The sequence below is a fragment of the Bacillus cereus group sp. MYBKT14-1 genome, from assembly GCF_051915185.1.
Lineage (GTDB): Bacteria > Bacillota > Bacilli > Bacillales > Bacillaceae_G > Bacillus_A > Bacillus_A cereus.
In genome coordinates this window covers 16,684-40,350 of sequence record NZ_JBQAEF010000017.1, presented here as the reverse complement: position 1 = coordinate 40,350, position 23,667 = coordinate 16,684, and the positions used below count along the sequence as shown (strand labels likewise).

The window sequence follows — 23,667 nt, the reverse complement described above, 5'->3', positions numbered from 1 at the left end:
ACACATTGGATAATCCAATGTGTTTCTTTATTTATTTGGTTTCAATTCAAATTTTATCGTTCTATTTTCATGCGTAAACTCCGGTCTATACGTAGCGATATACGTATTTTCTTTCGCTACGTCAAATAGCATGATATCTTGAATTTTTTCATCTGGTGCTAACTTTTTACTAATAAAGCTATCAGGGTTATTATATTCTTTAAATCTTGTACCTTTCTTATCGGTAATCTCAAATTCATAAAATGCAAAAGGTATTTCCTTTTTACTATTATTTTCCACTTTGAAAATAATCCCCAAAATCTCCTCTTTCTTTTTATTCTCATCATAATCCGGATATCCTAATTTAACTGAATCGATAGTTACTTGCAAACCATCTACGTCTACTGTCTCCCCTATTTTATACACTTTATCTTGAACATCTTCTTGTTTACTTTCATTACTATCTTTAGTCTCAGTGCAAGCACTTAAACTAAAAGTTATGCCAAAAATTAAAACAATTTGACTTACCTTTTTTAACATACTCTTTCCTCCACATAAGACAATATTTTATATGTATCATAACAAAACGCTTTACTCTTTCTTGTCATATTTTGTCGTATTAATTGCTAACTGCACAAATAGAAAAAAGCTATCTTCTACAAAAGATAGCTTTCATGATGCCGATGAAACCTTAAGCCCAATGACACCCAAAACAATAAAAAGAATACAAAATGCTTGAAATAAACTAATATGCTCTTTAAAAAAGTACACACTAATGATTGTAATAAGTAATGTTCCAACGCCAGACCAAATAGCATAAGCAATACTTAAATGAATCTTTTTCACAACGATGGCAAACACGCTGAAACAAATCCCATAAAACACGAAAATCAGTACACTTGGAACGAGCTTTGTTAAACCATTTGATAGTTTCATCGCAATTGTTCCAGCTACTTCAAAAATAATTGTAACAAGTAATAATAGCCAATATACCATACTAGAATCTCCTTCTCTGTTACCTTATAGAGATTCTAGTATACTACTTATAGTCCCAATGAAATATATTTAATTTCTAAATATTCCTCGATGCCGAAATGGCCTCCTTCACGACCGATACCACTTTCTTTAAATCCACCAAATGGTGCTTGTGCAACTGATGGAAGACCATCGTTTAGACCGATAATACCGTACTCTAACGCTTCACTAATTTGGAATGCTTGGCTAATGTCTTTCGTGAAAATATACGCAGCTAAACCGTATGGTGTATTGTTTGCACGTTCGATTACTTCATCAACTGTTTTAAATTTCGCAACTGGTGCCACTGGCCCAAATGTTTCTTCATTCATACAAAGCATCGTATCATTTGCCAACCCAATTACAGTCGGTTGAATGAAATGTCCCTCTAACTCCGCGACCTTTTGACCACCATATAAAACTGTTCCACCTTTTTGAATAGCATCTTCAATATGTTCTTGTACTTTTGAAACTGCATTCTCATCAATAAGTGGCCCGACAGTCGTTCCGTCACCGAAACCGTCTCCTACTTTCAACTGCCCTACTGCCTTTTCGAACTTCTCTACAAATACTTCGTATACTTCTTCTTGAACGAATACTCGGTTTGTACATATACACGTTTGTCCTGCGTTACGGAATTTCGAACCAATCACCGCTTCTACTGCTTTATCTAAATCTGCATCATTCATTACGATAAACGGAGCGTGACCCCCTAACTCAAGCGAAACTTTTTTCATCGTTTGCGCCGCACTAGCCATTAACTCTTTCCCGATTTCCGTTGACCCTGTAAAGGACACTTTTCGAACGCGACTATCTTCCATCCATGTATCAGCAATTGCTTTTGCACTACCTGTTACGATATTGATTACGCCCTTTGGAATATCTGCTTCATGGGCTAATTCAGCTAATTTCAATGCAGTTAATGGCGTTTGACTCGCCGGTTTCACAACGGCTGTACAGCCTGCTGCAAGCGCTGGGGCTACCTTTCTCGTAATCATAGCAGCTGGGAAGTTCCAAGGTGTAATAGCTGCCATAACGCCAACTGGTTGCTTCATAACTAAAATGCGCTTATTCGGATGAGAAGCAGGAATCATTTCACCATATACGCGTTTCCCCTCTTCTGCATACCATTCAACAAAACTGTTTGCATAATTTACTTCACCAAGCGCTTCTGCAAACGGCTTCCCTTGTTCCTTCGTCATAATCGCTGCGATCTCTTCTTTATTTTTATCAATAAGCATGAACCACTTTTTTAACTTCGTTGCACGATCTGCTGCCGTTAACTTAGACCACGTTTTAAAAGCTTCATGTGCAGCATCAACAGCTTGCTTTGCCTCTGTTACTCCGCCTTTTGGTACAGTTGCAAATATTTCCTTCGTCGCAGGATTATTTACTTCAATTTGTTCTTGTAGTGTAATCCACTCACCATTTATATACATCGCCTTTTTATCTATACTTACGAAAGTCGCCTTTTTATCCAATGTTTTCTTCCTCCTCTATGAACTTCTTAATTTTTCTAGTAGCCGCAGATTGACTAATTTGCAAAAACTCAGCCACTTTATAACTTGATCCATACGTTTTATACGCTTTAAGAATTATATTTCTCTCTACCTCTTCCAGCATTTTATAAAGGCTTTGCCCCGATTGTTCAACTGCAGCCTCTTGCATAGAGAGTGGCAAATCCTCTACCGTTACAACATCATCAACAGTAATAACAATTCTCTCAATTACATTCTCTATTTCTCTATTGTTCCCTTCCCACGGATATCCAACAAACATTTGTAACGTACTCGGCGCTAGTTTCACATCACGTCCGTACTTTTTATTAAAGTGCTGCAAGTAATGATAAATAAGCGGCAAAATATCTTCTGTTCTTTCCCTAAGCGGGGGAATTGCAATTGGAATGACATTCAAACGATAGTATAAATCTTTCCGAAATGTTCCTTGTTTCACCATCTCGCTTAAATCTCTATTTGTTGCCGCCACAATTCGAACATCCACTTTTTTTAATTCTCTTCCGCCTATAGGACGAAATGTTTTTTCTTGCAATACTTGCAAAAGCTTCGCTTGAATTTCAAGCGGCATTTCACCGATTTCATCTAAAAAAAGAGTTCCTTTATGCGCGGATTCTAATAGTCCCTTTTTCCCTTCACGATTCGCACCTGTAAAAGATCCACCTGAATATCCAAAAAGCTCCGATTCAATTAAATTAGTTGGCAATGCCGCACAATTAATTTCATAGAAATTTTCATGCTTACGGTGACTCACTTCATGTAAATGGCGTACTAATCGACTTTTTCCTACTCCAGTCTCGCCTAAAACGAGAACAGTACTATCCACTACAGATACTTTTTTGACTGTATCGACTATTTTTTGCATAGCTAGACTTTTAAAAATAAGTCCTTCATGCTCATATGTTTCTCTTAATTCTTTTTTATATGTTTTTAGCTGATTATCCATTTCCTCTACCTTTTGACGTAATTGATAGAGTTCAGTAAGGTCGCGAGAATAACTAATCACTCTTCTTAAATTTCCCTCATCATCAAAAACAGGCCTTGTACGAACGTGTAAATACTCTCCTGATTTTGTCGTTTGAACGAGTTCAATTGGCCTCTTTTTTTCAATCACTTCTAATGTCGCTGATGGATAAAAGATTCCATCCTTTTGTAGTTCTTTTACATGCTTACCAACTAACTCTTCTGCAGCTAGTTGGTAGTGCCTTTCACATGTACTATTTACACGCACAACGATTCCTTGCTCATCTGTAACAAAAATTTCGTCAAACGCATATTCAAATACATCTTTTAAATCCATTAACACTCGTTCCTTTTCTGCAACCATCCTAGCCACCCCTAACTTCAAATCCATCGATCCACTTCACTACCTTTATTATAAAGTGAATTTTCTGCATTTAATATAGAGTCAGCTAGAATGTTTGCTATTTATACTTCAGTTTTTACACGCGAGCGATGTTTGTTTGCTCATAGCAAGCTTGCAACGATTCTTCAATTATTGTTAATCCTTCTTCAAGTTGCTCATCTGTAATAATTAAAGGCATTAACACACGGATAACATTTCCATATGTCCCTGCTGATAATAACAGTAACCCACGCTTATTTGCTTCTGCACATAGATTAGCCGTTAACGTTTTGTCAGGTGCTTTCGTCTTACGATCTTGAACGACCTCAAATGCACACATTGCGCCTAACCCACGCACATCACCGATGCAATGATATTTATTTTTCATCTCTTCGAATCGGTTCATTACGACTTTTCCTAATTCTATCGCTCTATCATTTAATTTCTCATTTTCTATTACATCGAGAACAGCTAATGCAGCCGCACATCCTAGTGGACTCCCTGCATACGTTCCACCAAGTTCACCTGGTGCAGACTCATTCATAATTTCTTTACGTCCAATGACACCACTTATCGGTACACCAGCACCTAATGATTTAGACACTGTAATTAAATCTGGAACGACATCATAGTGATCAATTGCAAAATATTTTCCTGTACGACTAAAGCCTGTTTGTATTTCATCCGCTACAAATAAGATGCCGTTCTCTGAACAAATGCGGCGTACTTCTTGAACAAATTTCTTACTTGGGACGATAAATCCACCTTCCCCTTGAACAGGTTCCATTACAACAGCTGCAATTGTTTCTGGTGCTACTTCCGATATGAAGAAGTTCTTAAACTCTTCAATAATAAAATCATCATACTGCTCTTCCGTTAATCCCTCTGGGCGACGGTATTCGTATGGAAATGGCGCTTTATATACTTCTGGAGCAAAGGGACCAAACCCAAATTTATATGGCTTCACTTTACTTGTCATCGTCATTGTCATTAATGTACGCCCGTGGAAACCTTTAGAAAATGCGATAATACCAGGTCTCTTCGTATATTTACGAGCGATTTTCACCGCGTTCTCAACTGCTTCTGCACCACTATTTAAAAATAGGACTTGCTTATCGAAACTTCCTGGTGCCAATGCCGCAAGCTTTTCTGCTAATTCAATATATGGCTCATACATCATGACGTTAAATCCAGTATGAATGTATTGATCGACTTGTTTATGGAGCGCTTCTTTAACCGTTGGATGACAATGCCCTACGTTAATTGTCCCGATTGCTCCTGCAAAATCAATGTACTGATTGCCATCAACATCTGTTACAAGAGCACCATTGGCAGATTGTACAAACGTTGGGATGCCGTTACTTACTCCTTTTGGTACTATATTTTGACGGCGTTCTAATAAAGATGCCGCTTTCGGTCCTGGAATTTGTTCATTTACTTTAGCAAATTTTTTTGTGTTCATTGCGTACCCCATCCTTTTCTTTACATTGTTTTCTCTTTTTATTGCAAAATATATGCCAACTTTCTTTTCTAGCATTTATCCTATATTCTTTGTATCCAGGCATAAAAAATAAGTCTATAAAGACTCATCAAGAGTCTTTATAGACTTATTTTCCTTACACATTAGACTTTTCTTTCTCCCAGAAAAACTCACCCGATTGAGAAATAAACTCTCCAACAGAATCTAACACTAAATCAGCAAGTGGTTCTAATGTTGGACGGTCTCCTGTACCAGATAGCACCCCAATTGCATAGCAATCGCCATTTTTAGCTAAATGTAAATCAGTTGGCGTATCTCCAACAACCGCAACCTCACATGATTCTAAATTAAATTTCTCACAAAACACTTCTATAATCTTTTTATCTGGTTTTTGCGCAGGGAATGTATCCGAGGCTATAATATAATCAAAAAAGTTCTCCAACTTATATTGTTTTAAAAATAATTCTGTTGGTGCGAAATCATCCGCCGTGACAACCCCTAATATAAATCCTTTATCTTTTAATGCCTGTAACACTTTCGGTAAGTCTGCTGTCATTTTCATATGCGAACGATGCTCATACATAAGGGAAAATAACTTCTCACTTACCCACTGATGCATCTCTTCTTCTCTAGCAGACTCAATATAATTACAAAGCCCCTTCGCTACATCAAGGCTTGTTCCAGCAGCTATTGCACTCCTTGGATTAACAAATGCTCCCTCTACACCAATCTCTTCTAATAAGGTCTGCCGCATTGTACTTGGTAAATGATATAAACTTATACATTCAGCTACAAGTTCTTCAGCTACTTTTATCCATATTGAATGAAAATCCATTAATGTCCCATCTTTATCAAATAATATTGCTTTTACCTTCTCCATAGCATCCTACCTCTCATTTCTTATCTCTTCCAGTGTATCAATAAAGTATGGATGTAAAATAAAAGAATTGTAAAAATACCATAAAAATCAAACTAACTCCCAATTTACAATTCATTTTAACAAAGTAAAAAAGGATGCCTTTACAGGGCATCCTCTTGATGTTCAGGAACAAATAGTTCTAAACAATGATATATGTTTTCGAATTCCATCGGTGCATCTCCACCATACTCACCATCTAAATTAATCATTAGTTTATCTGGTGAATGTACTTTAATTCGGTTCGCTTGTGTATATAACACTTTTGGATTATTAATATGTTCACCACGTTGTGCTTGTGTTGCTGCTTTAATTAAATCAGCGATAGAACCTTTTTTCAGTACTAATAGGTCAAATAACCCATCGTTAATAGATGCATACGGTGCTACCTTTTCAAATCCACCTACTGAACGAGTATTCGTAATTAAAAACATCGTAATTTCTTCTTGTAGTAACTTTCCATCATACTCAATTTCAACATATGTCGGATGCAATGATGGTAACATCTCGATACCTTTTAGGTAATAAGCAAGCTGCCCTAATACTGTCTTTAACTTACTCGGTACTTCGTATGTTAATTCTGTAATACGACCGCCACCAGCGATGTTAATAAAATATGTATCGTTCGCTCTACCAAGGTCTAATGGCACTGTTTTTCCTTCGCAAATAATATCTGCTGCCTCTTCAATAGAACGAGGTACACCAATTGCACGTGCAAAGTCATTTGTCGTTCCAACTGGAATAATTCCAAATTTCGGACGGAATTCATGCCCAACTAAACCGTTTACTACTTCATTTAACGTACCGTCGCCACCAGCCGCAATAACAACATCAAACTTACGATCCGCAGCTTGCCTCGCCGCCACAGTAGCGTCTCCAGGACCCGTTGTCGCATGACAAGATGTCTCATAGCCAGCTTGTTCTAATTTTTGTAATACTTCTGGTAAGCTCTTCTTAAATAGCTCACGCCCAGAAGTAGGATTATAAATAATTCTTGCTCGCTTCATCATTTATTAGCACAGGAAATTTCTTTATGTATCGAAAAAGAACATACTGAACTTCTATTCAGTATTCCCATGCCTACCTCCTCTCATCTTGCTATCCTTCTTTTATCCCGCTCAAACAGGCAGTAAGAACCCGATTCGTGTAGTCCATCAAAAGTAAATATTCATTTCAATGGTTTTTTATTTGACCCCAAAATTTATCCCGCTATTTGCGGGCAGTAAATGCCCGATTGGTGAGGGCTAATAATCAGTGTTGGATGAACCTCCCACTGATTAAAGTTTCACTTTATTTCTATCCATTCTTCCATAAAAATTTACATATAACGAATAATAACTATCTATTATTTCATGAGATGAAAAAAACCTCTATGTTTAGATTTATCATTATTCCCACCTTTTTGCAACTATCATACCATAGTTGCTATACAAACATTTTTCCACTTTTGACAGTTAATCAAACGTTTGTTTAAACGATTTTGTCTCATTTAAACAAACGTTTGATTAACCTAGAAAAACACCCATGTACGGGTGTTTTTCTGCTTAATCTTTAAAAGTCACTACTATTATCGCTTATTAATCTCTTCAAGTAAGATTTTGTTAACAAGCGGTGGATTTGCTTGTCCTTTTGTAGCTTTCATAATTTGACCAACTAAGAAGCCAATTGCACGGTCTTTACCGTTTTTAAAGTCTTCGATAGATTGCTCATTATTATCAAGAATTTCTGTTACAACTTTACGAAGTGTACCCTCGTCAGAAATTTGAACAAGACCTTTCGCTTTAACGATTTCTTCTGGGTCTCCACCTTTTTCAATTAATTCATTAAATACTTTCTTCGCGATTTTAGAAGAAATTGTACCTTTTTCAATTAATTGAACCATTTTAGATAAACCAGCAGGCGTTAATGCAACGTCTTTTAATTCTTTTTGTTGTTTGTTTAAGTATGCAAGTACTTCACCCATTAACCAGTTCGATGTTAATTTCGCATCAGCACCGTCTGCAACAGTTGCTTCAAAGAAATCAGACATCTCTTTCGTTAATGTTAACACGTGTGCATCATAAGCTGGTAAGCCTAGTTCTGCAACGTAGCGAGCTTTACGTGCATCTGGAAGTTCTGGAATAGAAGCTCGAACTGCTTCTTTCCACTCATCATCAATGTAAAGTTCAACTAAGTCTGGCTCCGGGAAGTAACGGTAATCGTCAGATCCTTCTTTCACACGCATTAAGATTGTTTTCTTCGTTGCTTCATCATAACGACGTGTTTCTTGTTGGATGATACCACCAGATAACAGTTCTTTTTCTTGGCGCACTTGCTCGTGCTCAAGACCTTTTTGTACGTAAGTGAATGAGTTTAAGTTTTTCAGTTCCGCTTTTGTACCGAACTTCTCTTGTCCAACTGGACGAAGAGAAATGTTCGCATCACAACGTAAGGAACCTTCTTCCATCTTACAATCAGATACACCAGTGTATTGAATGATTGATTTTAACTTCTCTAAGTATGCATATGCTTCTTCTGGCGTACGCATATCTGGCTCAGATACGATCTCGATTAAAGGCATACCTTGACGGTTGTAGTCTACTAATGAACCATCAGCTGTATGCGTTGATTTACCAGCATCTTCTTCTAAATGAAGACGTGTAATACCGATACGTTTCTTTTTACCGTCTACTTCGATTTCAATCCAACCATTTTCACCAATTGGCTTATCAAATTGAGAGATTTGGTAAGCTTTCGGGTTATCTGGATAGAAATAGTTTTTACGGTCAAACTTCGTTTCCGTTGCGATTTCACAGTTTAATGCCATTGCAGCTTTCATCGCAAAGTTAACTGCTTCTTTATTTAAAGTAGGAAGTACCCCTGGGTATCCTAAGTCAATTACACTTGTTTGTGTATTTGGCTCCGCTCCGAATTCTGTTGGACTCGCAGAGAAAATTTTCGAATTTGTTTTTAACTCAACGTGAACCTCTAAACCAATAATTGTTTCTAAATTCATCTATGCTCGCCTCCTTACAGACTTGCTTTTTTTGTATGATAGTCTGTTGCTTGCTCAAACGCATGTGCAACGCGGTAAATTGTCGCTTCATCGAAGTGTTTACCAATGATTTGTAGACCAAGTGGCATGTTGTTAGCACCGAATCCACATGGAACTGAAATCGCTGGAACACCCGCTAAGTTTACTGGGATTGTTAAAATGTCATTTGCATACATTGTCATTGGATCGTCAACTTTTTCTCCCACTTTAAATGCCGGAGTTGGTGTTGTTGGTCCAATAATAACATCATAGTTAGCAAATACATTTTCAAAGTCGTTCTTAATTAATGTACGTACTTGTTGTGCTTTTTTGTAATATGCATCATAGTAACCAGAGCTAAGAGCAAATGTACCAAGCATAATACGACGTTTAACTTCATCACCGAAACCTTCACTACGTGTGTTTTTGTAAAGATCTAATAAGTTATTTACATTATCAGAACGAACACCGTAACGCACGCCATCAAAGCGTGAAAGGTTAGCAGATGCTTCAGAAGAAGATAGTAAGTAATACGTTGCTAGAGCGTATTTAGAGTGTGGAAGAGATACTTCCTCCCAAGTTGCGCCCATACCTTCTAATACTTTTAAAGCAGCTAGTACTGACTCACGAGCTTCTTCGCCAACACCTTCGCCTAAGTATTCTTTCGGTACAGCAATGCGTAAACCTTTAACATCGCCTGTTAAACCAGCTAAATAGTTTCCAACTTCAACGTTTGCAGAAGTTGCATCCATGCGGTCAATACCTGAAATAGCTTGTAATAAGTATGCATTGTCTTCTACTGTACGTGTAATCGGTCCGATTTGGTCAAGTGAAGATGCGAATGCTACTAATCCGTAACGAGATACGCGTCCGTAAGTTGGTTTTAAACCTACAACACCGCAATATGCAGCTGGCTGACGGATAGAACCACCCGTATCAGAACCTAGAGAGAATAGTACTTCTCCTGCTGCTACAGCTGCTGCAGAACCACCACTAGATCCGCCTGGAACGTAATCTAAGTTCCATGGGTTTTTCGTAGCGTAGAATCCTGAGTTTTCATTTGAAGAACCCATTGCGAACTCGTCCATGTTTAATTTACCGATTGTAATTGTGTCAGCAGCTTTTAGCTTTTGCACAACTGTCGCATCATAAATTGGATCGAAGTTTGCTAATATTTTGCTTGCACAAGTTGTACGAAGACCGTTAGTTACAATGTTATCTTTTACACCAATTGGCATACCGAATAATAAACCATTATCTTCAGCGCCGATTTTTGCATCTAATTCTTTCGCTTTTGCGCGTGCATTTTCTTCATCTAATGTAAGAAAGGCTTTTACGTTATCTTCAACATCCGCAATACGTTTGTAAGATTCTTCTACTAAATCCGTAACGGAAATTTCTTTGTTGTTTAACTTCTTATGTAACTCTGATACTGAATGATCAAATAATGACATCGAAATTCCCCTCCTCTATTCTAATACTGCTGGAACACGGATTTGATTATCTTTGTGATCCGGTGCATTTTTTAATACTTCTTCAACTGGTAAACCTTTTTCTGGTACATCTTCACGCATAACATTTTTCATAGTTAATACATGAGTTGTTGGTTTTACATCTGTTGTATCTAATTCATTTAACTGTTCTGCAAATGTAACAATTGCATCTAGTTGTTTTTGAAATTTTTCTGCTTCTTGATCAGTAATTGCAAGACGTGCTAAATGTGCTACGTGCTTTACATTCTCAACGGAAATTCTTGACACGGCTAGGCCACCTCCATAATATATCGTTCAATCTACAATACTATTGATGATACCAAATTTTCAGTACTTCAAGCAAGTCAACACAGAGTACTTACGCCATTTTTACATAAAAAAAGAAAGGCAAATGCCTTTCTTTACAATTTACTCTTTATCTAACGGTTTATTTTTTGGAAATCTCTCGTTATCTTCTTCATTATCACGAATTGTTTTTTGTAATACAAAACAAGACATCGTTAAAAATAATGTTCCAATTAAATAGTATCCTTTTACACTAAGCGTTTCATCTAACGTATAAATCCCAATTAGCATACCTGAAAGCGCACAAACAAATGAAGTCCATGCTAAAAATGTGAACGCTTGCGTATTACGTCTTCTCATCGTTCTCCCCCTCGTTAGCTGTATACCCATTATAGATAAGTATATTTACCATGATGGATTTTTATGTAAATTCTAGTTTTATATTTATAAATCTATCATAAAAGAATACTATTTTAAAGAAAGTTTTCTGTCTAATCTGAAAAAATAATTAAAACAATTGGTTTTTCAGATTACCTTACTGTTCGCTAGCTATTTTCATTCATAAAAAAAAGACCAGGAAAACTCCTGGTCCATTACTCTACTTAACAAACATTGGATTCTACGTTATACAAAATTGGAAGGTACAGAATTAGGGTTCGTTTGTTAAGTTTATATGTTGAACGAACTAACAGCGGAGGGGTTCCTTCTGTTAGTCCATTAAACCCAATCATTATTTTACGATTTTTTCAAGCTCCTCAAGTGAAAGATCTACTGAAATTGAACCATCATTTGTTTCTTTCTTAATTGCATCTGTTACTTCTTTTGAATGGTATAATTTAATTACTTTTTTCAGTGTTGGATCATCTTTATCTTTCGTACGAGCTGCGAAAATATTAATATAAGGCTTCGCATTTTCATTCTTTGGATCTTCTAAGAAAATAGGATCCTTCGCTGGATCTAATCCAGCTTGACCAGCAACACCGTTATTAATAACTGATGCCGCTACATCTTTTAACACACGAGGTGTTTGCTGTGCGATAACCGGTGTAATTTTTAATTTCTTCGGATTTTCAGCAATACCACTTGGATCTCCAAATAGACCAAAATCCTTTTTCAGCTTTAATAATCCAGCTGCATCAAGAAGTTTTAATGCACGTGCTTGGTTCGTTGGATCGTTTGGAATTGCAATTTCTGAACCATCTGGGATTTCATTTGATTTCTTATATTTTTCAGAGTATAAACCCATTGGTGCAATTTGTGTTGTACCAACAGCTGTAATATCTAACTTATGTTCCTTTTTAAATTGCTCTAAGAACGCAATATGCTGGAATGAGTTTAGTTCAATATCTCCATCAGCTAACGCTTTATTTGGCGTTGTGTAATCGGAGAACTCCACCAGTTTAATCTTAATCCCTTCTTTTTCAGCTTTTTTCTTCAAAATTTCCCAAGCGTCTCCATCCGTTCCAGTTACACCGACGCGAACTACTTTTTCTTTCGCCCCTGCACCCGTGTCTCCACTTGAGCAGCCGCTTAATGCTGAGACTCCTACAATCGCTGATAATGCAAATGCTAAAATTTTCTTCATTTTCTTTTCCTCTCTTCCTTTTTATGATCTGCGTAACAAGACTTTCGCAAAGTAATTTCCTAAATTTTGAGCTATCTGTACGAGAATAATAAGTAACACGACCGTTACGAACATAACTGATGTATCAAAACGTTGATAACCATATGTCATTGCTAAATCACCAAGACCGCCACCACCGACAAGCCCAGCAACTGCAGAAAATTCAATTAAACCAACTGTCATAAATGTGACACCTAAGATTAATGGCGCTAACGCTTCTGGTACAAGGATTTCAAAAACAATTCTAATTGGCGAGGCGCCCATTGCTTGTGCTGCCTCAATTACTCCTTTCGGAACGGAAACAAGGTTTGTTTCAACCATTCTAGCAATACCAATTGATGCGACTAACGTCATCGGGAAAATTGCCGCTGCTGTTCCAATCGTCGTTCCGATAACACTTCTTGTTAGTGGACTTAACGCTACTAAAAAGATAATGAATGGTACCGGACGAATTGTATTAATTATGATGTTAAGAATAGAAAAGACCCATTTATTTTCTAAAAAGTTTCCTTTTCTCGTTACATATAAAAGTAAACCTAGAGGTATACCAAGAATTGTAGCGAATATAAGGGTTACAATTACCATTAAGAGGGTATCCCCCGTCGCATCTAGTATGCGCGGCCAAAATATACTCCAATCAACTCGCATGAGCTTCTACCTCCTTTAGCTGCACTTGCAGTCTTAGATGTTGTAATGCTTTTTGAATTTCCCTCTGCTCACCTTGCAACTCTACAAGAAGATTTCCAAATAGCACATTTTGAAGTTCAATAATATTTCCGTACAGTACATTTACATCGACGTTATAGTTTTTTGCGATATATGATAGTACCGGCTGTCCTGTCTCCTCACCAGTAAATGTTAGACGATAAATTTGACCACCATTTTGAATTTTCGCTAGAACACTTTCTGGTAAATGATCATTAATAACAGAACGTACAAAGTTTTGAGTCGTCTTTGTTTTTGGTTGTGTGAAAACATCGAACAGTTTTCCTTCTTCAATAACTTTTCCCTTCTCCATTACAGCTACACGGTGACAAATTTCTTTCACAACATGCATTTCATGTGTAATAAGAAGAATTGTTAAATTGTATTCTCGATTTACTTTCTTTAATAAGTTTAGAATTTCTGTCGTCGTTTCTGGATCTAAGGCTGATGTTGCCTCATCACATATAAGAATATCTGGCGATGTCGCAAGTGCTCTAGCAATGCCCACACGCTGCTTTTGTCCACCTGATAGCTGCTCTGGGTAATAGTTTGCTTTATCTTCTAACCCTACAAACTTCAGCAGTTCATTTACTCTTTCTTTTATCTCATTCTTTGGTACTTTCGCTAACTTTAATGGATAAGCAATATTTCCAAATACTGTTCTTGAATTAAATAAATTAAAACTTTGAAAGATCATTCCGATTCTTTGTCTTAGTTTACGTAATTCTTTCGTCGATAATGATGTAATATCTTTATCATCTATTGAAATCGTTCCTGCCGTCGGTCTCTCTAACATATTTACTAAGCGTAATAACGTACTCTTTCCAGCGCCACTAAAACCAATAATGCCAAAAATTTCGCCTTTCTCAACTGATAATGTTACATCCTCCACCGCATGAACAGATTGCCCAGCTGATTCATACACTTTACTTACATTGTTAAAAGAAATCATTTTTTCCCCTCCTATATGCTGTAAAAACTTGAAGTAGAGCTTTCGAGGTAAAATAAAAAGTGCTCTCCCTCTTATCAACCATAAAGATAAGAAGGAGAGCACTTATATGTACTCATTCACATCTTCTCATCTTCCAAGCCTTTATATGGCTTGCTGGAGTTAGCACGGTATTAAAAAAACCCGTTGCTGAGGTATCGTAGGGCCAGTCCCTCCACCTCTCTGGATAAGAATGTATCGATTTAATTGTCGTTTAATTAATTCTCATTATAGAACTCAGAATAATAAGAGTCAATACATTTTTTAGAAAAATATTAATTATCCCCTTATTAAAATTTTCAGATGAAAATTCATGAGAAAATAGTAACTTTCAAGGTTATTTAAAATTCTTCTTCCTCATATTTTTAAACAGGAGAATCTTCTCTACGAATTGAATAAATTTATTTGAATATGAAACTCGGAGGAAGATAAATATATGAAAACAGCTCTTTTACTCATCGATATTCAAAACGATTATTTTCCAAATGGAAAGATGGAATTGCGTAATCCAGTAGAAGCAAGCGAATATGCTAATCAGTTATTACAACACTTTAGAACAAACAGCGAACCTATTTTTCATATCCAACACGTAGCTATAAAAGATGACGCTACTTTTTTCCTACCTAATACAGAAGGTGTACATATTCACGAAAGCGTACGTCCACTTAGAGAAGAAACAGTTATAGTCAAACATTATCCAAATAGCTTCCGAGAAACTAATCTTCTAGAGCAATTAAAACGTTTAAATATTGAACATGTCGTTGTATGTGGGATGATGACTCATATGTGTATCGATGCTACAGTAAGGGCTGCATTCGATTTTGGCTTTCAATGTACCGTTATACATGATGCTTGTGCTACAAAAGACCTTTCTTTTAAGAACGCTACTATACCAGCTGTTTACATTCACAATACAATTTTAGCTAGTTTAAATGGCGTATATGCAAATGTAATAAGCACGCAAGAATTTTTAGCTACATAAAAAAACACTCCTTTCAGTGAGCAAAACCGAAAGGAGTGTTCCTTGTCGAACCATAGATTTTCTTTCAAATTGTATTATACAGGAAATTCTCAAAATGAATACTAAAAAATATGACTAATAAGTCAACTTTTCTCATCATTTTATTTCTGTTCACATGTTTATCCCGCTACTAATAGGTTTTAGCTCATTCCCTTCGAACGATGGTAATATATAGGATTTCAATTTTAAAAGGAGCTCTTCACATTCTGTGAAGAGCTCCTCTACTATTTCTTATAAAGTTTCAGAAGTAGTTTTTGCTTGCATGTGAAGTGCTAAGTAATCAGGTCCACCAGCTTTAGAGTCTGTACCAGACATGTTAAAGCCACCGAATGGTTGGTAACCTACGATTGCACCAGTACATCCACGGTTGAAGTATAAGTTACCAACGTGGAAGTCTTCGCGTGCTTTTTCAATATGGTCACGGTTGTTAGTAATAACAGCACCTGTTAAACCGTATTCCGTATTATTTGCAATTGCAAGTGCATGATCGAAGTCTTTCGCTTTACAGAATGCTACTACTGGTCCGAAGATTTCTTCTTTCATTAAGCGAGCATCTTCTGCAACGTCAGCAACGATTGTTGGTTGGATGAACCAGCCTTTAGAATCGTCTCCTTCGCCACCTGCTAAGATTCTACCTTCTTCTTTACCAATTGCAACATAGCTCATTACTTTATCGAATGCAGCTTGGTCATTAACAGGACCCATGTTTGTACCTAATACTGCTGGGTTAGCAACTGTTAATTCTTTTGTTAATTCAACAGCACGATTTAATACATGATCATATACATCTTCATGGATTACTGCACGAGAACATGCAGAACATTTTTGTCCTGAGAATCCGAATGCTGATGCAACGATAGACTTAGCTGCTAATTCAAGATCTGCTTCTTTATCAACAACGATTGTATCTTTACCGCCCATTTCAGCGATAACGCGTTTTAACCAAATTTGTCCTGGGTTTACTTTCGCTGCACGCTCATAGATGCGGATACCTACATCACGAGATCCCGTGAAGCTTACGAAACGTGTACGAGGATGATCTACTAAGTAGTCACCAACTTCAGAACCGTTACCTGGAACGAAGTTTACTACGCCAGCTGGTAAGCCAGCTTCTTCTAATACTTCCATAAATTTCGCTGCTACTACAGGAGTTGTACTAGCTGGTTTTAGTAATACTGTGTTACCAGAAACTAAAGCAGCTGTTGTCATACCTGCCATAATTGCAAATGGGAAGTTCCAAGGAGAAATGATAACGCCTACTCCTAATGGAATGTACGAGAAACGATTATATTCAATTGGACGGCTTTCTACTGGAATACCGTCTTTTAATTTTAACATTTGACGACCATAATATTCCATAAAGTCGATTGCTTCTGCTGTATCAGCATCTGCCTCATTCCATGGCTTACCTGCTTCTTTTACAAGAATAGCAGAGAATTCATGTTTTCTGCGACGAACGATTGCTGCAGCACGGAATAAAATGTCTGCACGCATTTCTGGCTTTGATTTTCTCCAAGTTTGGAATGTTTCATCCGCTACTTGCATTGCTTTTTCAGCTAACTCACGGCTTGCTTTTGAAACACGACCAACAAGTTCCTCTTTATTTGCAGGGTTTACAGAAACAATTTTGTCTTCTGTAGTGATTTTTTCTCCCCCAATAATTAATGGATAGTCTTGTCCAAGATAAGATTCTACTTTCTTTAAACCTTCTTCAAACGCTAATTTGTTAGCCTCCACTGAAAAATCTGTAAATGGCTCATGTTTGTATGCTACTACCATTTTTTTAGCCTCCCCTTAGAAAAACGTTTACATTTTACAACATTATTCTACACGATAATTTAGATTTATTCAAATATTCCTAGACTTATATTTTAAAAATTAATAAATTTTTAAAATATAATAAAAAAAAGAGATTCATACATGCGTATGAATCTACAAAATATGAGTATATTCCAAAACATTTTTCCCGATCAATAATATAGTAACTAATAAAAATAAAGTCCTTACATATCCAACACCTTTTTGAACCGCAAACTTCGATCCAAAATAAGCACCTAAGATCATTGATAATCCCATGATAATACCATATTCAAAATGAATTATATCTAAAAATAAAAAAGTAATTAAAGATACAATATTACTAACAAAGTTCAAAAGTTTTCCAGATGCTGCCGCTTGAATAAAATCCAAGCCAATTAATAAAAATGCAAAAATTAAAAACGACCCTGTCCCCGGTCCAAAAAATCCATCATAAAATCCTATCATTAAAATAGCAAAGAAAAATATTAATGTTTTTCTTTGCGTCATCTTCTTATAGGTAGACACACTTCCCCAATTCTTTTTTGCAATAATATAAATAGCAATAAATACCAACATTACAAGTACTAATGGGCGTAAAATATCCGGTGGAATAAATTTTACTACTAAAGCACCTGCAACAGCTCCAACAATAGTTAACGGGATTAACTTTCCTACAATTTTAAAATCAACTTTTCCTGATCGAATAAAATATATCGCACTCGTAAACGTCCCCATTGTTGCCGCTAATTTATTCGTTGCAATTGCCGAAGCTGGCGATAAGCCAACAAACATAAGTGCAGGAAGCGAAATTAACCCTCCTCCTCCAACAACGGAATCAATAAAAGCTGCTAAAAAACCGAATGCAATTAATAAAATAATGACTTGAAAACTTAATTCTTCCATGAGATTTACCCCTTACCCCTATTTTTTACAACATTTTAAATTATAACAAAATTACATAAGAAAAAAAGCTGTTCCATAGAGGAACAGCCTTCATATTTAATCTAAAATCTTCACAAGTGGTTCATCTTGTTTTGCTTCACGTATAATAATAGCTTCTGGGCGTTCTACAGATTTAATCGTTACTTGTACTTTCATATAATTCGGGAAGTATTCCATAACAAGCCCTGCCACATATTGTGTAAAACCAACTATTTCAGCTTTTCCATTAAACTGGACAGGAATATCAAGCTTCATTTCTCTTAATTCATCATCTCTATACATACCAGTACCAATAACAGCTGTATAGTCGCCTTGGAAATAATCGCTTAGTTTTGCCTTAAAGTTGGATACTCTTGCAAGGTCTTCACGTTTATTATCTGTTTTCGCTTGCTCTGATGGGAACAAATAATATTTTTCATTAATTTGTTTCCAATCTTCAACCGTTTCACTACCTTTTTCAACATTCGCATAAGAAACAAAATTACCTGGCACGAGCGAAGACTTTGGAGCTTGGCGATAAATCGCAAATGTTATTGGAATATTTTTGGTTTCAGGTTCTTTTTGATGTATGACTTTCAAAATTTCTTGCGCCATTTTTTTCCCTTCAGCTAACATCTTTTCATCCGGGATTGCAGCTTCACGTGGATAACCATGCTCTTCGTTAAAATATTGAACAGAATTCATCGCTAATCCAACTACCATACCAACGCGTTCCTCGTCGTTATCGCCTTTTTTCACATAATAATCATGCTCTAAAATATTCGAAATATATATTGGATTTTTTTTATTTTTCACTTCTAGTGATTCGGATCCTGTTCCTAATGCAGGGTTTAATCCTATATTAGGAAATTTAACTGCATCTTTTTTTAATTTGTCCTCTAGTTCCTTTTGTTCAGCATCTGTACGTTTTCTTTTAACAAGCATCTGTATAGTTTGAGTATCTAGAGCTTTTCCGCCTTTTAAAAAATTATCTTTCGTACTAAATGATTCTTTTGCAATTCGCATTAACCCTGTTTCAAATTCATCTATATCAAGACGACTATTTAACCCTTGCACGACTAAACCACGTGCCTTTCCACCATCAAATGGAATAGTCGTCTTATAATATTCATCCGAAATAGCGTATTTTGGAACAACTGATTGTTCTTTTGCTTTCCCCGATTTCTCAGCCACTTTTTCATCTTTGTCGGCACCTGCACTACACCCACTTACAAGTAGGCCAAGGCTTAATACCGCTAATGCTATTTTTTTCATGGTAAGTTTGCACCTCTTACTTATTTAGCTCTTGTAAGAACCTCTCTTCATTCCAAACCTCAACATTATGTTTCTCCGCTTGTGCTAATTTCGAACCAGCCGCTTCACCTGCGACAACTAAATCCGTACTCTTACTAACACTTCCCGTTACTTTTCCACCTAATGCCTCAATCTTCTTCTTCGCTTCACTTCGCCCCATAACTTCTAGCTTACCTGTTAAAACAACCGTTTTTCCTGCGAAGTAAGATTCAACATTTTGTAAATCTGCAATTTTTATACCTTTGTATGTCATATTCACGCCATACTCTTTAAACTGCTGTAATAACTCTAATACATCTTCATTATCAAAATATGTCACAACAGATTGAGCCATTTTTTCGCCAATTTCATTAATTGCTTTTAGTTCTTCTTCCGTTGCTTTTACAAGCTCATCCATCGTTTCAAAGTGCTCTGCAAATGTACGTGCTGCTTTCGCTCCAACGTGGCGAATTCCAAGACCAAATAATAATCGCTCTAACGAGTTTTCTTTAGAATTTTCAATTGCTTGTATTAAGTTTGTTGCTGATTTTTCACCAAAACGTTCTAACTGTAATAATTGCTCTTTCGTCAATGCATATAAATCAGCAAATGTACGAATGTAATCAGCATCAAAGAGTTGTGTAATGACACGTTCCCCAAGTCCATCAATATTCATTGCATTTCTTGAAACGAAATGGATTAACCCTTCTCGAATTTGAGCAGGACAAGTTGGATTTATACAACGAAGTGCTACTTCTTCTTCTAAACGAACAAGTTCACTCTCACATGCTGGACAATGAGTTGGCATGCGGTATTCTTCTTCCTCACCAGTACGCTTATCAAAAATAACGTTCACAACTTCAGGAATAATATCTCCAGCCTTCTTCACAACAACGTAGTCACCAATTCGAATGTCTTTTTCACGAATTAAATCTTCGTTATGTAAAGAAGCACGACGAACAATTGTACCAGCAACTCTCACTGGCTCTAGTTCTGCAGTCGGTGTTACAACTCCTGTTCGGCCAACACTTAATTCAATGCCTGTTAATCTCGTTACAACTTCTTCAGCCGGGAATTTATAAGCAATCGCCCATCTTGGACTCTTCGCTGTAGTTCCTAGACTTTCTTGAAGGGCAACATCATCTACTTTTATAACGATTCCATCAATCTCATAATCAAGATGCGGACGTTTTTCTTGCCATTCTTCTACATAAGCTATAACTTCTTCAATTGTTTCACATGTACGGCGATTTGGATTTGTCTTAAATCCAAGTTCACCTAAGAAATCAAGCGATTCACTATGTGATGGAATTGTTTTTTCTTCTACATTCGCAAGACCATACACAAACATAGATAAGTTACGCTTCGCTGCAATTTTCGGATCAAGTTGACGTATTGAACCTGCTGCTGCATTACGCGGATTCGCAAATACATCTTCTCCATTTTGCTCTTTTTCTTCATTTAGTTTAACGAATGAACGCTTCGGCATATAAGCTTCGCCTCGTGCTTCTAACGTTACTTCTTCATTTAAACGAAGTGGGATAGCTTTAATCGTTTTTAAATTTTGAGTAATATCTTCACCCGTTACACCATCACCACGTGTCGCCCCTTGAATGAAGCGTCCTTTTTCATAATGAAGCGAAACGGCAAGCCCGTCAATTTTTAATTCACATATATATCTTACATTCGCACCATCAATTCCTTGACGTACTCTTCTGTCGAAATCACGTAAATCTCCTTCGTTAAATGCATTTCCTAAACTTAACATTGGTGACTTATGTGTTACTTTTTCAAATATATCAAGAACAGTCCCCCCAACGCGAACGGAGGGAGAATCTTCACTCATAAACTCTGGGTTCTCTGCTTCTAATTTTATAAGCTCCTGCATATTACGGTCATATTCCGCATCAGAAACAGAAGGATTGTCTAATACGTGATATTGATAGTTAAATGTATTTAATAAATCACGCAGTTCTTCTATACGTTTTTTTGCTATCTCTTTTGACATATCCTCATTCCTTTCTATTGTTTCGTCACAGGTGCAAATTTTGCTAACAAACGTTTAACACCAATTGGGCTTGGGAATGCAATATCTAATTCTTTTGCATCACCTTCACCTTTTACACTTACAACTGTACCGACTCCCCATTTTTGGTGGGAAGCTTTATCTCCTACTGCCCAGCCAATTTGTTCGCCGCCTGTCGTCTTAGCTGCAGGGCGCGCGAAAGCTGAACGAGAGCGTGTTGTCGTTGTGATTGTCGTTTTGCCGCTACTTGCCGTTCTGCCTTTTGCACCAAACGATGTTTCACGCTTTGGCGCTGTTTCATTTAATGATTCCACTAGTTCTGTCGGGATTTCTGTAATGAATCGAGACGCAGCGTTCATACTTGTTCTACCAAATAAAGTACGCATTTGCGCGTTAGATAAATATAGCTCTTCTTCTGCACGGGTAATACCTACATAAGCAAGACGACGTTCTTCTTGCATTTCATCCTCTTCCATAAGAGAACGAGTATGAGGGAATATCCCTTCCTCTAAGCCAACAATAAAGACAACCGGGAACTCTAATCCTTTCGCTGAGTGCATCGTCATTAAAATAACTTCTTCACCAGCAGTTGGGTCTTCATCTACACGATCAATATCAGCAACAAGTGCTAAATCTGTTAAGAATGCAACAAGGCTCTTATCTTCGCTTTGAGATTCAAATGTTTGCGTAACAGATAAGAACTCGTCTAAGTTTTCTAAACGACCTTCCGCTTCTAAAGAACGTTCATTTTTCAACATATCGCGATAGCCTGTTTTTTCAATAACTTCTTCTACTAATTCTGTAACAGATAAATACTCTTGCATATTTACCCAGTTATTTAATAAATTCGCAAATTCTTTTACTGCCTTTGTAATTTTTGCACTTACTCCAACATGCTCAATTTCATCAAATACAGCAGTTAATGAAATTCCGTTTTGCACACCGTAATTAATAATTTTATCGATAGAAGTCGCACCAATACCACGCTTTGGCATGTTAATAATACGTGCAAAACTAATTTCATCATCTGGATTACCGATTAAACGTAAGTACGCCAAAATATCTTTAATCTCTTTACGATCGTAGAACTTCGTACCTCCGACAATTTTATACGGAATGTTAGATTTAAGGAAAATCTCCTCGACCATACGAGACTGAGCATTCGTACGATATAACACTGCAAAATCAGTATATTTTCGTTTCCCCATTTGAATATCGTCACGAATTTTTTTCGCAACAAAATACGCTTCGTCCTTTTCAGTTGCAGCACGATAATACGAGATTTTACTTCCAACTTGATTGTCTGTCCATAATTTCTTCGGCTTACGATTCGTATTTTTTTCAATAACAGCATTCGCTGCATTTAAAATATTTTGTGACGAACGATAATTTTGTTCTAACAGGATAACTTGCGCATTCTCATAGTCTTTTTCGAACGACAAAATGTTAGAAATATCTGCACCACGCCAGCGATAAATAGACTGGTCAGAGTCACCTACAACGCAAAGATTTTTAAAACGCGCTGCCAAATGTTTAACAAGAAGATATTGCGCTTTGTTCGTATCTTGATACTCATCAACGTGAATATATTGGAACTTACGCTGATAAAACTCTAATACTTCTGGAACACGTTCAAATAACTGAATCGTGGTCATAATTAAATCATCAAAGTCTAATGAATTATTTTTCAAAAGACGTTTTTGATACTCTGTGTATACATCGCTCGTTAATTTTTCATATGGATCAGCCATTGTAATTTTTTTTGCATATTTATCTGCAGATAACAGTTCATTTTTCGCATTACTAATACCCGCTAAAATAGAGCGCGGCTCAAATTTCTTCGGATCAATATTGCGCTCTTTCATAATTTTTTTGACTACAGTTAGCTGATCGCCTGAATCTAAGATTGTAAAGTTACGATTAATACCAATACGATCGATATCCCGTCGTAAAATACGTACACACATAGAGTGGAACGTCGAAATCCAAATATCTTCTGCTTCTGGTCCCACAAGTGTATCAATACGCTCACGCATTTCACGAGCTGCTTTATTTGTGAAGGTAATAGCTAGTACATTCCATGGTGCTACACCTTTTTCACCAAGTAAATACGCAATACGATGTGTTAACACACGTGTCTTACCACTACCTGCACCTGCCATTAATAGAAGTGGTCCATTCGTTGTTTGGACTGCTTTTTGTTGCTGTGGATTTAAACCGTTTAATAATCTATCTGTCATACTCATATAC

19 protein-coding genes, 1 pseudogene and 1 riboswitch are annotated in these 23,667 nt (G+C 36.7%); of the genes and pseudogenes, 1 reads left to right on the top strand and 19 read right to left on the bottom strand.

Features of this window, described 5'->3' with window-relative positions; translation table 11 throughout:
* Positions 1 to 27 precede the first annotated feature (27 nt).
* The 14 genes from ACTFO4_RS25730 to ACTFO4_RS25665 all read right to left on the bottom strand — a co-directional run bounded on the left by ACTFO4_RS25730 (position 28) and on the right by ACTFO4_RS25665 (position 14,320).
* Positions 28 to 519: a DUF4352 domain-containing protein gene (locus tag ACTFO4_RS25730; RefSeq protein WP_063535532.1), complete on the bottom strand. Its 492-nt coding sequence runs from the start codon at positions 517 to 519 to the stop codon at positions 28 to 30.
* Positions 520 to 651: 132 nt separating this feature from the next.
* Positions 652 to 975: a DMT family transporter gene (locus tag ACTFO4_RS25725; RefSeq protein WP_000263262.1), complete on the bottom strand. Its 324-nt coding sequence runs from the start codon at positions 973 to 975 to the stop codon at positions 652 to 654.
* Positions 976 to 1,022: 47 nt separating this feature from the next.
* Entirely contained in the window at positions 1,023 to 2,474 is a 1,452-nt protein-coding gene (gene gabD / locus ACTFO4_RS25720) for an NADP-dependent succinate-semialdehyde dehydrogenase (protein ID WP_000358126.1), read from the bottom strand.
* Positions 2,467 to 3,834, bottom strand: a complete 1,368-nt coding sequence (locus ACTFO4_RS25715) for a sigma-54 interaction domain-containing protein (protein ID WP_440014512.1) — start codon at positions 3,832 to 3,834, stop codon at positions 2,467 to 2,469. Before ACTFO4_RS25715 ends, gabD begins: the two co-directional genes overlap by 8 nt.
* Before the next feature lie 115 nt (positions 3,835 to 3,949).
* The gene (gene gabT / locus ACTFO4_RS25710) at positions 3,950 to 5,314 is read right to left on the bottom strand and encodes a 4-aminobutyrate--2-oxoglutarate transaminase (protein WP_016078571.1); all 1,365 of its coding nucleotides are present in this window, start codon (positions 5,312 to 5,314) and stop codon (positions 3,950 to 3,952) included.
* A 154-nt stretch (positions 5,315 to 5,468) separates the two neighbouring features.
* Positions 5,469 to 6,212 carry an HAD family hydrolase gene (locus ACTFO4_RS25705; RefSeq protein WP_000416672.1) on the bottom strand — a complete coding sequence of 248 codons (744 nt, stop codon included), beginning with the start codon at positions 6,210 to 6,212 and terminating at the stop codon, positions 5,469 to 5,471.
* Between the two features lie 140 nt (positions 6,213 to 6,352).
* Positions 6,353 to 7,258, bottom strand: coding sequence for a diacylglycerol kinase (locus tag ACTFO4_RS25700; protein WP_000977679.1), 906 nt, complete (start codon positions 7,256 to 7,258; stop codon positions 6,353 to 6,355).
* 557 nt (positions 7,259 to 7,815) lie between these two features.
* Entirely contained in the window at positions 7,816 to 9,243 is a 1,428-nt protein-coding gene (gene gatB, locus ACTFO4_RS25695; protein WP_001047685.1) for an Asp-tRNA(Asn)/Glu-tRNA(Gln) amidotransferase subunit GatB, read from the bottom strand.
* 14 nt (positions 9,244 to 9,257) lie between these two features.
* Positions 9,258 to 10,715: an Asp-tRNA(Asn)/Glu-tRNA(Gln) amidotransferase subunit GatA gene (gene gatA, locus ACTFO4_RS25690; RefSeq protein ID WP_000051433.1), complete on the bottom strand. Its 1,458-nt coding sequence runs from the start codon at positions 10,713 to 10,715 to the stop codon at positions 9,258 to 9,260.
* Between the two features lie 15 nt (positions 10,716 to 10,730).
* Entirely contained in the window at positions 10,731 to 11,021 is a 291-nt protein-coding gene (gene gatC / locus ACTFO4_RS25685) for an Asp-tRNA(Asn)/Glu-tRNA(Gln) amidotransferase subunit GatC (protein ID WP_000086999.1), read from the bottom strand.
* Between the two features lie 141 nt (positions 11,022 to 11,162).
* Positions 11,163 to 11,399: a YiaA/YiaB family inner membrane protein gene (locus ACTFO4_RS25680; protein WP_001254393.1), complete on the bottom strand. Its 237-nt coding sequence runs from the start codon at positions 11,397 to 11,399 to the stop codon at positions 11,163 to 11,165.
* Positions 11,400 to 11,769: 370 nt separating this feature from the next.
* Complete coding sequence (locus ACTFO4_RS25675) at positions 11,770 to 12,624, bottom strand: MetQ/NlpA family ABC transporter substrate-binding protein (protein WP_440014511.1); 855 nt, start codon at positions 12,622 to 12,624, stop codon at positions 11,770 to 11,772.
* 21 nt (positions 12,625 to 12,645) lie between these two features.
* Positions 12,646 to 13,311: a methionine ABC transporter permease gene (locus ACTFO4_RS25670; RefSeq protein WP_001261865.1), complete on the bottom strand. Its 666-nt coding sequence runs from the start codon at positions 13,309 to 13,311 to the stop codon at positions 12,646 to 12,648.
* Positions 13,301 to 14,320, bottom strand: a complete 1,020-nt coding sequence (locus tag ACTFO4_RS25665) for a methionine ABC transporter ATP-binding protein (protein WP_000622969.1) — start codon at positions 14,318 to 14,320, stop codon at positions 13,301 to 13,303. The genes ACTFO4_RS25670 and ACTFO4_RS25665 overlap by 11 nt, the downstream gene beginning before the upstream one ends.
* Positions 14,321 to 14,443: 123 nt before the next feature.
* Positions 14,444 to 14,550, bottom strand: a riboswitch (SAM riboswitch).
* A gap of 242 nt (positions 14,551 to 14,792) precedes the next feature.
* Between ACTFO4_RS25665 and ACTFO4_RS25660 the strand changes: the two are divergent.
* Positions 14,793 to 15,358: pseudogene (locus ACTFO4_RS25660) on the top strand (cysteine hydrolase family protein).
* A gap of 250 nt (positions 15,359 to 15,608) precedes the next feature.
* Here ACTFO4_RS25660 and pruA read toward each other — a convergent pair.
* From pruA to pcrA, 5 genes are all read right to left on the bottom strand, one after another.
* Positions 15,609 to 17,156 (bottom strand): L-glutamate gamma-semialdehyde dehydrogenase, encoded by a 1,548-nt coding sequence (pruA, locus tag ACTFO4_RS25655; RefSeq protein WP_000259555.1) that lies wholly within the window; start codon positions 17,154 to 17,156, stop codon positions 15,609 to 15,611.
* A gap of 153 nt (positions 17,157 to 17,309) precedes the next feature.
* Positions 17,310 to 18,080 (bottom strand): TSUP family transporter, encoded by a 771-nt coding sequence (locus ACTFO4_RS25650; RefSeq protein WP_438882751.1) that lies wholly within the window; start codon positions 18,078 to 18,080, stop codon positions 17,310 to 17,312.
* A gap of 96 nt (positions 18,081 to 18,176) precedes the next feature.
* Complete coding sequence (locus ACTFO4_RS25645; RefSeq protein ID WP_000717027.1) at positions 18,177 to 19,373, bottom strand: CamS family sex pheromone protein; 1,197 nt, start codon at positions 19,371 to 19,373, stop codon at positions 18,177 to 18,179.
* Positions 19,374 to 19,389: 16 nt separating this feature from the next.
* Complete coding sequence (gene ligA / locus ACTFO4_RS25640; RefSeq protein ID WP_000031450.1) at positions 19,390 to 21,399, bottom strand: NAD-dependent DNA ligase LigA; 2,010 nt, start codon at positions 21,397 to 21,399, stop codon at positions 19,390 to 19,392.
* Between the two features lie 14 nt (positions 21,400 to 21,413).
* Positions 21,414 to 23,663, bottom strand: a complete 2,250-nt coding sequence (gene pcrA, locus ACTFO4_RS25635) for a DNA helicase PcrA (protein ID WP_002164784.1) — start codon at positions 23,661 to 23,663, stop codon at positions 21,414 to 21,416.
* Between the last annotated feature and the right edge of the window lie 4 nt (positions 23,664 to 23,667).